The sequence below is a fragment of the Paraclostridium sp. AKS73 genome, assembly GCF_025671395.1.
In the GTDB taxonomy this organism is placed as follows: Bacteria; Bacillota; Clostridia; order Peptostreptococcales; family Peptostreptococcaceae; genus Paraclostridium; species Paraclostridium benzoelyticum.
In genome coordinates this window covers 21,443-33,055 of record NZ_JAIXHU010000038.1, presented here as the reverse complement: position 1 = coordinate 33,055, position 11,613 = coordinate 21,443, and the positions used below count along the sequence as shown (strand labels likewise).

General features: G+C 27.2%; 15 protein-coding genes. 6 read left to right on the top strand and 9 right to left on the bottom strand.

Features of this window, described 5'->3' with window-relative positions; translation table 11 throughout:
• The 5 genes from LEQ07_RS21990 to LEQ07_RS16230 form a co-directional block, all read right to left on the bottom strand.
• The coding region (locus LEQ07_RS21990; RefSeq protein WP_332843281.1) for an FtsX-like permease family protein at positions 1–504 on the bottom strand (504 nt) is incomplete at its 3' end.
• Positions 501–749: a hypothetical protein gene (locus tag LEQ07_RS21985; protein ID WP_332843280.1), complete on the bottom strand. Its 249-nt coding sequence runs from the start codon at positions 747–749 to the stop codon at positions 501–503. The genes LEQ07_RS21985 and LEQ07_RS21990, both read right to left, overlap by 4 nt.
• Positions 739–1,503 carry an ABC transporter ATP-binding protein gene (locus tag LEQ07_RS16240; RefSeq protein ID WP_046821981.1) on the bottom strand — a complete coding sequence of 255 codons (765 nt, stop codon included), beginning with the start codon at positions 1,501–1,503 and terminating at the stop codon, positions 739–741. Before LEQ07_RS16240 ends, LEQ07_RS21985 begins: the two co-directional genes overlap by 11 nt.
• A gap of 110 nt (positions 1,504–1,613) precedes the next feature.
• Entirely contained in the window at positions 1,614–2,801 is a 1,188-nt protein-coding gene (locus LEQ07_RS16235; protein WP_263331466.1) for a sensor histidine kinase, read from the bottom strand.
• A 42-nt stretch (positions 2,802–2,843) separates the two neighbouring features.
• The gene (locus LEQ07_RS16230) at positions 2,844–3,521 is read right to left on the bottom strand and encodes a response regulator transcription factor (protein ID WP_046821979.1); all 678 of its coding nucleotides are present in this window, start codon (positions 3,519–3,521) and stop codon (positions 2,844–2,846) included.
• Positions 3,522–3,662: 141 nt separating this feature from the next.
• Here LEQ07_RS16230 and LEQ07_RS16225 point away from each other — a divergent pair, with 141 nt between their 5' ends.
• From LEQ07_RS16225 to LEQ07_RS16215, 3 genes are all read left to right on the top strand, one after another.
• A complete protein-coding gene (locus tag LEQ07_RS16225; RefSeq protein ID WP_263331465.1) occupies positions 3,663–3,875 on the top strand; it encodes a hypothetical protein in 213 nt (70 codons plus the stop codon).
• A 66-nt stretch (positions 3,876–3,941) separates the two neighbouring features.
• Complete coding sequence (locus tag LEQ07_RS16220; protein ID WP_263331464.1) at positions 3,942–5,114, top strand: ABC transporter permease; 1,173 nt, start codon at positions 3,942–3,944, stop codon at positions 5,112–5,114.
• A gap of 10 nt (positions 5,115–5,124) precedes the next feature.
• Positions 5,125–5,796: an ABC transporter ATP-binding protein gene (locus LEQ07_RS16215; protein WP_263331463.1), complete on the top strand. Its 672-nt coding sequence runs from the start codon at positions 5,125–5,127 to the stop codon at positions 5,794–5,796.
• A gap of 49 nt (positions 5,797–5,845) precedes the next feature.
• On the opposite strand, the gene LEQ07_RS16210 is transcribed toward LEQ07_RS16215, so the two are convergent.
• The 4 genes from LEQ07_RS16210 to LEQ07_RS16195 all read right to left on the bottom strand — a co-directional run bounded on the left by LEQ07_RS16210 (position 5,846) and on the right by LEQ07_RS16195 (position 9,154).
• Positions 5,846–6,958, bottom strand: a complete 1,113-nt coding sequence (locus tag LEQ07_RS16210; RefSeq protein ID WP_263331462.1) for a DUF1648 domain-containing protein — start codon at positions 6,956–6,958, stop codon at positions 5,846–5,848.
• Positions 6,958–7,359, bottom strand: a complete 402-nt coding sequence (locus LEQ07_RS16205; protein ID WP_332842045.1) for a GntR family transcriptional regulator — start codon at positions 7,357–7,359, stop codon at positions 6,958–6,960. Before LEQ07_RS16205 ends, LEQ07_RS16210 begins: the two co-directional genes overlap by 1 nt.
• Before the next feature lie 126 nt (positions 7,360–7,485).
• Positions 7,486–8,214, bottom strand: coding sequence for a sensor histidine kinase (locus tag LEQ07_RS16200; protein WP_263331461.1), 729 nt, complete (start codon positions 8,212–8,214; stop codon positions 7,486–7,488).
• A 334-nt stretch (positions 8,215–8,548) separates the two neighbouring features.
• A complete protein-coding gene (locus tag LEQ07_RS16195) occupies positions 8,549–9,154 on the bottom strand; it encodes a response regulator transcription factor (RefSeq protein ID WP_332843279.1) in 606 nt (201 codons plus the stop codon).
• 214 nt (positions 9,155–9,368) lie between these two features.
• Between LEQ07_RS16195 and LEQ07_RS16190 the strand changes: the two genes are divergently transcribed.
• Genes LEQ07_RS16190 through LEQ07_RS16180 form a run of 3 tightly spaced genes read left to right on the top strand, consistent with a single transcriptional unit; the run spans position 9,369 to position 11,522 of the window.
• Entirely contained in the window at positions 9,369–10,487 is a 1,119-nt protein-coding gene (locus LEQ07_RS16190; RefSeq protein ID WP_263331460.1) for a PTS transporter subunit EIIC, read from the top strand.
• Positions 10,478–10,858 (top strand): glucose PTS transporter subunit EIIB, encoded by a 381-nt coding sequence (locus LEQ07_RS16185; RefSeq protein WP_317852102.1) that lies wholly within the window; start codon positions 10,478–10,480, stop codon positions 10,856–10,858. Before LEQ07_RS16190 ends, LEQ07_RS16185 begins: the two co-directional genes overlap by 10 nt.
• 19 nt (positions 10,859–10,877) lie before the next feature.
• Positions 10,878–11,522, top strand: a complete 645-nt coding sequence (locus tag LEQ07_RS16180) for an N-acetylmannosamine-6-phosphate 2-epimerase (RefSeq protein ID WP_263331459.1) — start codon at positions 10,878–10,880, stop codon at positions 11,520–11,522.
• The last annotated feature ends 91 nt before the right edge of the window (positions 11,523–11,613 follow it).

The window sequence follows — 11,613 nt, the reverse complement described above, 5'->3', positions numbered from 1 at the left end:
TAAAAATAAAATGTACCTAAATACCAATCCTACATTTTCAAACAATGTAATTTGTAAGTTCATTGGTAGCAGATTAATAACTGATTTATAACTTGTTAATAAAAGATATGTACTTGTAAAAAAAGTAAGTACGTATACAATAGGGTTTTTAAATTTTATATTTTCAACTTTCTTACTAGCATTAACTAAATCTATTATTTTGTATCTTGAAATTGTGATAACATTAAATATCATGACTATTAAAAATATTATTCCAAAATAAACTATAGTCTTTTGAATAGCATTTGAGGAAATTATAAATTTGTATTTACTCATATCAACTTCAAATAATTTAGATGCAAAAGCAGAAAGTCCTTGACTTAGTACAAGACCTATTAATAATCCCACAACTAAAGAAAGTATACCTACTATTACTGTCTCTATTACTATTACTTGTGAAATTTTTAAATTACTCATACCTAGCGTTCTGTATATCCCCAATTCTTTTTTTCTTTTTTTTATCAAAAATTATTAGCATACAGTATCAAACCACCTAGTATAAACGATACAAAAATAGAGATAATTTCTATTGAGTTAATTAGTAAATCAATTGGATTTTCTTTAGACTTACTCAAGTCAAGTATAGCTTGTTGTGATTCTATGGAATTAAAACTATAAAATATACTTACAGCAAGTCCCATAGTTAAAAAATATATTCTATAAATTTTAAAACTTTTCCTAACATTTTCGAACGCAAGTTTAAAATACATTTTCATCTCCTCCAAGCAAGGTGATTACATCTATTATCCTATTAAAAAAATTTTTTCTACTATCATTTCCACGAATTACTTCATTAAAAATTTCTCCATCTTTTATAAACAAGATTCTATTTGCATAGCTTGCTGTAAAAGCGTCATGAGTAACCATCAAAATAGTAGTGTTAAATTCTTGATTTAATTTTTCAAATCTTTCAAGCAGTAATCTGGCAGATTTTGAATCTAAAGCACCTGTTGGTTCATCAGCTAAAACTAATGATGGATCTGTAACAATGGCTCTAGCAGATGCAACTCTTTGTTTTTGTCCTCCAGATATTTGGTATGGATATTTATCCAAAATAGTATCTATTTCAAGGTATTTAGCAAATTCCCTTACTTTACTATCTATTTTGGATGTTTTTTCACCTTTAATAGTAAGTGCTAATGCTATATTTTCGTATGCAGTTAATGTATCTAAAAGATTAAAATCTTGAAATATAAACCCTAGTTCTGTCTGTCTAAATTTATCTAACTTTCTTATTTTTAACTTTGTAATATCTTGACCATTTATTATCACACTTCCACTTGATACATTGTCTATTGTAGATATGCAATTTAAAAGCGTAGTTTTACCACTTCCGCTAGGTCCCATTATACCTATAAACTCTCCTTCACTTACACTAAAACTTATATTATCAATTGCTTTATTTATAGTGTCTCTATTTCCATAATACTTTTCGATGTTTTGTACTTCTAATATATTTTTCATGTCTACCTCCTAACGAAACTCATATTCTTATTTTACACTTTTTTTAAAATAAAAGCCTTATAGTAAGTAAAAAATAAACTTACATTTTGGTAATGCTTCGAATACGATTTCTATTTTTTAGGAATGACAAGTTTAAAAGTACTTCCTTCCCCATATTCAGATATGACAGATATTTTCCCGTTTAAATTAGATACTAAAACTTTAGCGATTGATAAGCCTATCCCAGATCCATTACTATTAGATTCTCTTTGTGAACTAGCCCTAAAAAATCGGTTGAAAATCTTCTCAATATCTTCATTTTTAATACCTATACCAGTATCTGATACATCAATCAGTATATTTGTATTTTCATCATATATAGTAACTTTTATTATATCTTCATTATTTGTGTATTTTATAGCATTATCAATAAGTATTATTAATATTTGTTTTAACTTCTCCTTATCACTAAATATAATTTTGTCTTTTGATTTATATTCAAACTCCAGCTTTTTATGTTGTAATTCGCATATATCTTCATATTGTTCAGTTATATCATATACCATAGATTTTAAATCAACCTCAGATTTATTTATAGTTACGATAGCATCTTCTTTTGTGAGTTTTAGCAAGTCAGAAACTAATTTATTAAGACGTCTTACTTCTTTCATAACAATTGTTAAATTTTTCATCTCATCTTCAACGCTATTACTTGGCCTTTTTATTATACTTTCAATTTTAGAAAAAATTATGGTAAGTGGAGTTCTTAATTCATGAGAAGCATCCTGTACAAATAAAGCCTGTGTTTTCCAAGATTCCTCTATTGGTTCTAAAGATTTTCTAGTTAAAAATTTGCTTGCAATAAATATAACTACACAAGCTATAACTGCCGAAATTATAAGTACATGTCTAAGCTTAGCTAAAAGTCCCTCTTCAATATCCACTAGTTTGATTATCTCAATAGTATATGGCCCACTGACTTTTTTAAACTCTCTGAATCTTGAACCTTCATACTCATAAGAAATTATACCTTCCTTTAAGTTTTTACTTTTTTCATATGGTTTCATGTAGTTAGTAATATCATATGGATATGACTTAATGATTGTCCCATTTTCCCACACATATACTAAGCTTCCTTTTGACATCATATGAATATCATCCCTATTAGGTCTTGGATTTCTTTCGCCATGCATTAAATCATTTTCAGTTTTTTGCATTTGCATTTGTAGGTCTTTATCAACTCCATTATAAGTTAAATCATAAAAAAACTTATATATAAACAAAGTAAATACAATAAAGACGATACCTACAACTATCATATTTATTGTAATTAATCTTTTTCTTGTATTTTTAATATATTTTTATTCATCATCAAATATATATCCTATTCCTCTTTTTGTTTTTATATATTTATTATATCCTTTACACGCTAAATTTTTTCTAAGACCACTTATATGAACCTCTACTATTTCCAGTGGAATATCACATTCAATTCCCCAAATCCTATCATATATTTGTTCTTTTAATAAAACTTGACCTTTATTCATTAGAAAGTATTCCAAAATATCATATTGTTTCTTGTATAGTTCTATTTCCTCTCCATCTATATATACTTTTCTAGAATTTAAATTTATCTTTAAGCTTTTAAATTCTAATATATTTTCGCTAGATATTGCTCCTGTTGTTCTAAGAATTGCATATACTCTAGCTATTAACTCCTCCATATAAAATGGTTTTGTTATATAATCATTTGCACCTATTGAGAAAGCTCCAACTTTATCATCTAACTCTTCTTTTGCTGTAAGCATTATAACTGGAGTTTTAACTCCCTGATCTCTTAATGACTTTAATATTTCTATTCCACTTAAATCCGGTAACATTATATCTAAAATTATAATATCATATATGTTTCTTTCTATATTATACAAAGCTTCTTCTCCATTATTAAAAACTTCAATATTAAAATTATTTTGATTTGATAACTCTTCTTTTATAGTATCTGCCAAAACAATATTATCTTCTACCAATAAAATTCTCATTAATCGTCCTCCTAAATTTATATCAATATAGTAATTATATACTCTTTACCTTTAATTAAACTTAAAGTTTTTATATTTAAGATTTTTTTAAGGTATTAATTGTAACTTCATAAAAGAGAAATTAAAGAAAGGGTGAAACACATGAATTTTATATTTAGAGCATTTAAATCTCTAAAAGAAAGAAAAGTAAAAACTTTAATAACTTTTTGTATTACACTTATTATTTGTATTGCGACTTTGACTAGTTTAAGTATACAATCAGCTACCCAAATAGCATCTTCAAGTGCTAAACAAAAACTTGGAGCTACTGTTACTTTAAGCCAAGATATGAAGAAAACTATGGAAAAATTCTGAGAACCAAGAAAATGATGATTCTCAACCAAGATTTAAACCTGAAAAATACCTGTTCCTATATCTTATTTGGACGAACTAAAAAAATCTAGTTATGTAGTTGATTATTTAATAAGCAGTAATACTTCTGCAAATTTAGATGGTCTATCTGCTGTGGGAACTAGCGAAGATTCAGAATCTACTTCAAATAATAAAGACTCCTTTGAATCTATGAAAAAACCTAATAGTGGTGATGTTTCTATATACGGATTAAATGATTTTAATCTTAATGAAAAAGTTGAATCAAAATCAATCGAATTAGAATCTGGAAAAACTTTTACCGAAGAAGACTTAAATACAAATGTAATTTTAATTGAATCTACTTTTGCAAAAGAAAATTCATTATCTGTGGGTGATAAAATAACATTAAAATCAACTGATGATGAAACATCTATTGAAGCTAAAATTATTGGTATATTTAAAGATAATAGTGAAATTGATGATAATTCGTATAGATTCTCGTCAACGTTACCGTATAATAATATCTACGCTCCTTATACATTAGCAAATACTTTAAAAGGAGATGATTATCAAAGCTCAGTAGACTCTATTAAATTTTACATAAATGATCCTGATAATGTTGAAAAATTCATAAAACAGAGTGAAAATTCTAATATAGATTTTGATAAATTCAAATTAGATTCAGGAGATAAATCTTATGAAGAAATGATTGCACCTATTGAAAATATAGCCTCATTCTCTAAAATAACATTAATTGTAGCTGCAGTGTTTGGAGCTTCTATATTAACTTTAGTAATTATGTTGTCTATAAAAGACAGAATGAATGAAATAGGAATACTTATGTCTCTTGGAGAAAGTAAATTTAAAATAGTAGGACAACTTTTATCTGAAATACTTTTAGTTTTAGTAGTATCTATAGGAATATCTGCTCTTTGTGGAAACTCAATAAGTAATTCAGTAGCTACCCAACTTATTCAAACAGAAATAAGCAGTACTCAAAATCAAAATGAGTTTTCTAATAAACAGTCTCCTCCTGGTAGAGGTGGTGAGATGGGATCTTCTAGATCAGATAAAACCTTTACTAAAGAAAATTCAATTGATACATTAGATGTCAATATAAGTAGTAACGACTTTTTAAAGATGTCTCTTTACTCAATACTAATTTCTATTGTTTCTACAATAGCTCCAGCATCATTTGTTATGAGGTTAAATCCCAAAAATATATTAAGTAAACATAATTAGGAGGTTATTTATGAAAAATATGTTAAGTTTAAAGAATATATCATACTCATACAATTCTAATAAGAGCGTTTTAGAAGATGTTAATGTAGATTTCCAAAAAGGTAAGTTTTATACAATCGTAGGTCCGTCTGGCTCTGGCAAAACCACACTTATATCTCTAGCTTGTGGACTAGATATGCCCTCTAGTGGTGAGATTTTTTATATGGAAGAAAGCTTGGAAAATATATCTCTTGAAAAATATAGAAATAAATTCGTATCTATAATTTTTCAAGGGTATAATTTACTTAACTATATGACTGCAATTGAGAATATAACATCTTCAATGAGTATAAAAGGTATAAAGACTGATAATAATAGACAATTTGCTATAGATATGTTAAATAGAGTTGGAATAACGAAAGAGCAAGGGATGCAAAAAACATTGACCTTAAGTGGTGGTCAGCAGCAAAGAGTTGCTATTGCACGTGCAATTTGCTGTGATTCTGACTTAATAATAGCGGATGAGCCAACTGGTAACTTAGACGAAGAAACCTCTAAAGAAATAATCTCACTATTTAAAGACATTGTTGAAACTGAAAATAAGACTGTAATAATGGTTACACATGATACTAAAATTGCATCTATGTCTGATGAAACATTTTTAGTAAAAGATAAAAGTGTCAAGAAACTTTTTTACAAATAAATAAAATATAAAAAGGACTACATAAAATGTAGTCCTTTTTCCTTATTTTTTAAAACCCAATAATACTCACTATAATCAGTAAAACTAAGAATATACAAAGCCATTTACTTTTTTTATTTGCCATATTAAATGTCCAACCAGCACCAATCCTTTTTTCAACCATAAATGATGGGTCTTCTTTGTTATAATATATAAATCCATAAATCCATTTTTCATCATCACTTTCTATTATATATGAATTTTTATTTTTAGACTTTAATGTAGATATCATTATCATAATATATATTAAATAAATTATAGATATCATAGGTAAAAATATACTTATAAAAAATATTAACGTCGGTATGTTACCTCCACTAACTAGAGACCATTGCATAGGTATTATTGTTAGTTGTATGCTTAAAGTTAATGCCCAAAATGCGTAGCCCATTTTAGTTAAGTATCTTAAAGCCTTTTTTCTAATCTCTTCTTTATTTTCAGTATCTATATAGCTTCTAGACCCTATAGTTTCAATAGTTAAATAACTAAACATTAAAATTATTGATATATCTAAAATATTTAGCATAAAAACATTTTTAACTGTTTTTGGAGCAAATGCATCTGGTGTACCTTCTATCCCCCAGTGAGTTGGAATAGTTTCTGGTAAACTATTGTAATTTAATCCAACATATATGAATGTTATTAAAGATATTAGTATACAGATACCAAATAAAATTTTAAATTTATTCTTAACTTTAGATTTTTCACTTATAAATTTAGTATCTATAAACATAGTTTTGGCATTTGTATCTTTATCCTTATGACTACTAGATGTAGTCAATAATTTACTTTTTAAGTGAATTACATCTATATAGCTAGATCTTAAATAATAAAAATCTAGTATCAAATACAATATTAAGATAAATGTCAATGTTATCTCCTCATTGAGATTAAATACTTGATGCCCTAGTAATGCAAGGATTACCAATACCACTAAAGTAATATTTAATTTCTTTTTATAACTTCTGTCAATTTTCTTTTTATCAATTTCTTCTAGCTCTATATTTTTAACGTATACTCCATAAAAATAATTTTTACCACTTAAAGCTTGAACATAAAGCATTAATAGATGAATGATTACTATTGTTGGAATCATTACAATAAAAATTGTTAAATTTCCCATTATTTTTTCACCCCATATTTTTCAAAATAATTTTCACATAAGTCTATAAACTCGCTTTTATCTATTCCTTTTAAATAACTCTCTGCTACTAAAAGTTCTATTTGATCTTTAATTTGATTGAAATTGTTAATATCCTTATCTATAGGAAGATTATTAATTACTGCACCTTTTCTTCTATCAATGCTTATATAGCCTTCATCCTTTAAAAGGTTATATGCCTTACTCACAGTGTGAAGGTTTATTCCAATTTCATCAGCCAAACTTCTAACAGACGGAAGAGATTCATAAATTTCTAATTCTCCATTTGCAATTGATTTTATAACTTCTTCTCGTATTTGTATATAAATAGGCTTATCACTATTAAAATCTAAGTTTAATATCAAGTTGTCACATCCTTTCATATTTTTAGATATATATTCTATCTGTTATACAAACAATATAACAGATAGAATATGAACGTGCAATATTTTTCTAAAAAAATAAACTAACAAAATAAGAATAACATCCTCACTTTATTAGTTTATTTTCTAAAGGTATCTTTCGCCTAGAGGGAATACTAACCTTACAGTCGTTCCTTCATCTAATTTTGAATCTAATTCAATATTAAGTCCTAATTTATTGCATAATTTTTTACATACATACAAACCTATCCCTGTTGATTTAGAATATGTACGTCCATTTTCTCCTGTAAATCCTTTTTCAAAAACTCTACATATATCTCGTTCACAAATGCCTACACCATTATCAACTATATTTAGCACAATATTATTCTTATTCACTACACAGTCTAAATTTATACTAGGATTTTCATTCTTAGAATATTTTATAGAGTTAACCACAATTTGATTTATTATAAACTCAACCCATTTAGGGTCACTATAAACTGTATGATCTATATTTCCTATATTTATAGTAATCTTTTTATTAATACAAGACCTAGCATTTTTTCTTATTACTTTTCTAATAGAGTTTTCTAGGTTGAAAGATTTAACAATATAATCTTTATTTACATTATTACTTCTTGAATAGTATAAAACTTGTTCAACATAGTCTTCTATCTTTTGAAGCTCTTCTTTTATATATCCAGGAATAGTATCTGAATTATTTTCTATAAATAGCATAGTAGAAGCTATAGGTGTTTTTATTTCATGCACCCAAGTTTCAATATACTCTTTATAATCATTTTGCATATTTTTATAATAATTCACATTATCTCTCATTGATTTATTAGTTTCTTTTAATATATCATAAATCAAATACTCATTTAGGTATTTTGGTTTTTCTATAACTTCTGATAGTAAAAACTTTTTATCTAAATTTTCACATATACTAATTACATTATCAAAATATTTTTTCTTTCTTCTAAATCAATAATCATATATGATAAAATGGACCTACCCATATAACAATTAATAAGAAGATAAGTTGGTAACTAACATTTGATGCTAATAACCCTATAGATAATATAAATATTATCATAAAGTTATTATTAAAAAAATTAAATTATCTTTTATATAATCAACTAGTTTCATCTTAATATATATCCTAATCCTCTTCTAGTTTCTATATAGTCTTTTAAATCTAATTCTTCTAATTTTTTCTTATTCTTGTCATATTTACAGATAGAGTATTATCATCTATGTAAACATCTGAATTCCACATATAATTCATTAAATCGTCTCTTGATACTATCTTTTCTTTATTTTTCATAAGATGAGCTAGAATTTTTATTTCATTTTTGCTTAACTCAACACTTTGTCCAAAAGCAGTTATTGTTCCTTTTGATAAATCCAAACTTAAATCTTTATAAGCTAATACATCCGAATTAACATCTGTGTAAGTTCTTTTAAGAACTGCACTTATTCTAGCTAGTAATATTTGAGTGTTGTATGGTTTAGTTATAAAATCATCTGCACCCAAATTCATACTCATAAGCTCATCTATTTCACTGTCTCTACTAGTTACTATTATTATTGGGATATTTAATGTTTTTCTTACCTCTCTACATATATGAAACCCATCATATACGGGCAGGTTTATATCTAGTAGTATAAGTTCTGGTCTTTCTTTTTCTATATCTTCTAATATATTTTCAAAATTTTCACACGCAATTACATTATATCCATATCTTGTAAGTAATGATTTCAACTCTTCTCTTATAATTTGAGAGTCTTCTATTATCATTAATTTATTCATTTATAGCCTCCTTAAAACTGTTCTTTATTATTAGTTTATCATTTATAGAATTATTATTAAAGTATTACATTTTTTAGAATTTATATTCTTAAAAAATTTTTTCAGATTACTATTGTTATGAAAACCTTTTTATAATATAATATAAATACAATATGAAAATATTTTTCATTTATAATTCATTTTTAAAAATAATTTCTAAAACAAGGAGGATATTATGTTCAAACAGCTTCAAAAAATCGGAAAATCATTTATGCTTCCAATCGCAATATTGCCTGCAGCCGGCTTATTGTTAGGAATTGGAGGTGCTCTATCTAATCCTAATACTGTGCAAGCATATCCATTTTTAGACATTGCTTGGTTACAGGGGATATTTAAAATAATGTCATCTGCTGGAGATGTTATATTCAGTAATTTAGCTCTTATAATGTGTATAGGCCTTTCAGTTGGACTTGCAAAAAAAGATAAAGGTACTGCTGCTTTAGCAGGTGCTGTTGCTTTTCTTGTAATGAACGCTTCTATTAAAGGAATGATTGGAGCATTTAATCCATCTGTAGAATCTATTGATACAGGAGTTGTTGGTTCTATAGTAATAGGTTCATTAGTTGCATATTTGCATAATAGATATCATAATATTCAACTTCCAGCAGTTTTAGGCTTCTTTGGTGGCTCAAGATTCGTACCTATAATTTCTTCATTTGCTGCTATTGGAATAGGTGCATTATTCTTTTTAATTTGGCCAACTTTCCAAGGTTGGTTAGTTAGTATTGGAAATGGAATAGCTACATTAGGCCCAATAGGAACATTCCTTTATGGATTCTTATTAAGATTGACTGGTGCAGTTGGATTGCATCATATGATTTATCCATTATTCTGGTATACAGAACTAGGCGGAGTTGCTCAAGTTGCAGGAACAACTGTAACGGGTGCACAAAATATCTTCTTTGCACAATTAGCTGATCCAAATCATGTTGGATTATTCACAGAAGGTACAAGATTTTTTGCTGGACGTTTTGCAACAATGATGTTTGGTTTGCCTGCTGCATGCTTAGCTATGTATCATTGTGTTCCTAAAGAAAAAAGAAAAACAGTTGCTGGATTATTTTTAGGGGCAGCAATCACTTCTTTTATAACTGGTATAACAGAACCAATTGAGTTTATGTTCCTATTTGTAGCACCTTGGCTATATGTAGTACATGCAATTTTTGATGGGTTATCATTTTTCTTGGCAGATATACTAAATATATCTATAGGTAATACATTCTCTGGAGGTTTAATAGATTTCTCTCTATTTGGAGTATTGCAAGGGAATGAAAAACTAATTGGATTTATGTAATATTTATAGGTATTTTATGGGCTATTTTATACTATGTAACGTTCAGATTTTTAATCACTAAATTCAATGTTCCTACTCCTGGTAGAGAGCCTGACAGCGAAGAAGTTAAAGTTATCACTAAAGATTCTATGAATGAACTGGCTGCTGAAATACTAGCCGCATTAGGTGGTAAAGAAAACTTAGATGATGTTGATGCATGCATAACTAGATTGAGAGTTGCAGTAAAAGATGTAAGTAAAGTAGATAAAAATAAAATAAAAGCCTTAGGTGCTACTGCTGTTCTTGAAGTTAAAGGTGGCGTACAAGCTATCTTTGGAGCAAAGGCAGACCCCCTAAAACAAAAAATTAATGAAATTATAGACAAAGAATAATATTTAAGGAGATAACAAGATGAATAAAGGATTAATAGTATCATGCCAAGCATTGCCAGATGAACCTCTATATAGCTCATTTATAATGTGTAAAATGGCTTTAGCCGCAAAAGAAGGTGGTGCTGTAGGAATACGAGCTAATACCATAACTGATATTAAAGCAATAAAAGCCGAAGTTGATTTACCTATAATAGGAATTATAAAACAAGATTATGATAATATGATTCCATATATTACGCCTACTATGAAGGAAATTGATGCTTTGGTTGAAGAAAATATACATGTAATAGCTTTAGATGCTACAATAAACCAAAGTGAAAATTTTCTTAAGGAAGTTTTAAATAAATACCCTAATCAAAAATTTATGGCTGATATATCAACTATAGAAGAAGGGTTGAGAGCTGAAAGTTTAGGATTTCAATTTGTAGGAACCACATTAGTTGGATATACAGAACAATCTAAAAATATGAATAATTTTGAAGTACTCTCTACATTAATTGAGAAATGTAAAATTCCAATTATAGCAGAAGGCAACTTTGATACTCCTGAAAAAGCTAGAAAAGCGTTAGAAATGGGAGCTTATTCTGTAGTAGTTGGAAGTGCTATCACAAGACCTCAACTTATAACTAAGAGATTTGCTGAAGAAGTTAATAAAGCATTATAAAAATACTTATATAAAGAGATAGAAATCTATTAGATTTCTATCTCTTTTTTAAAATAGTGATATTATATATGTATATTACTGTTTTGGAGGG

Coding starts and splice junctions, on each gene's coding strand:
- LEQ07_RS21985 (WP_332843280.1), bottom strand. CDS start 749: ATGTATTTTAAACTTGCGTTCGAAAATGTTAGGAAAAGTTTTAAAATT.
- LEQ07_RS16240 (WP_046821981.1), bottom strand. CDS start 1,503: ATGAAAAATATATTAGAAGTACAAAACATCGAAAAGTATTATGGAAAT.
- LEQ07_RS16235 (WP_263331466.1), bottom strand. CDS start 2,801: ATGATAGTTGTAGGTATCGTCTTTATTGTATTTACTTTGTTTATATAT.
- LEQ07_RS16230 (WP_046821979.1), bottom strand. CDS start 3,521: ATGAGAATTTTATTGGTAGAAGATAATATTGTTTTGGCAGATACTATA.
- LEQ07_RS16225 (WP_263331465.1), top strand. CDS start 3,663: ATGAATTTTATATTTAGAGCATTTAAATCTCTAAAAGAAAGAAAAGTA.
- LEQ07_RS16215 (WP_263331463.1), top strand. CDS start 5,125: ATGAAAAATATGTTAAGTTTAAAGAATATATCATACTCATACAATTCT.
- LEQ07_RS16210 (WP_263331462.1), bottom strand. CDS start 6,958: ATGGGAAATTTAACAATTTTTATTGTAATGATTCCAACAATAGTAATC.
- LEQ07_RS16205 (WP_332842045.1), bottom strand. CDS start 7,359: ATGAAAGGATGTGACAACTTGATATTAAACTTAGATTTTAATAGTGAT.
- LEQ07_RS16195 (WP_332843279.1), bottom strand. CDS start 9,154: ATGAATAAATTAATGATAATAGAAGACTCTCAAATTATAAGAGAAGAG.
- LEQ07_RS16190 (WP_263331460.1), top strand. CDS start 9,369: ATGTTCAAACAGCTTCAAAAAATCGGAAAATCATTTATGCTTCCAATC.
- LEQ07_RS16180 (WP_263331459.1), top strand. CDS start 10,878: ATGAATAAAGGATTAATAGTATCATGCCAAGCATTGCCAGATGAACCT.